We start from the raw sequence: 409 nt of genomic DNA, 5'->3' as shown, positions 1-409 counted from the left end.
CCCATCTGTGATTAGTCAACTGAATATAAGTGATATCTGTTTGCCAAACACCGCTCAAATCATGCAAGTGTCTAATCAGATTGGGTTTTTGATCAACCGTCACAACAGTTTTGGGTTTGCGATAACGTTTTTGCTTGCGGGATTTAATCCCTAATTCACGCATCAATTTGAGTGTCATATACTCAGATACTTTCGGACCGTCGGTTTGTTGACTATAAGCAGCAATACGACGATAACCATAAAATTTAAAGGTTTTCCAAACGTCTAAAATATAAGGTTTCAGGGATTCTCTACGCTTTTCTTGTCGACTGGGCTGCCAATGGCGCCAGTTGTAATAGGTACTAGGTTTGATTTTAAGTGCACTTAAAATACGCACAAGCGCGTAGCCTTGTGCTAAAAATTGGTTAAC

Annotated in this window: 1 protein-coding gene; it reads right to left on the bottom strand. The window is 39.6% G+C overall.

Going from position 1 to position 409, the window contains the following annotated elements; genetic code table 11:
• A partial coding sequence (locus FD20_RS12725; RefSeq protein ID WP_157060948.1) for an IS3 family transposase occupies window positions 1–409 on the bottom strand: 409 nt, incomplete at both ends.

Source organism: Liquorilactobacillus uvarum DSM 19971, from assembly GCF_001434935.1.
Classification (GTDB): Bacteria; Bacillota; Bacilli; order Lactobacillales; family Lactobacillaceae; genus Liquorilactobacillus; species Liquorilactobacillus uvarum.
This window is presented reverse-complemented; position numbering and strand designations above follow the sequence as displayed.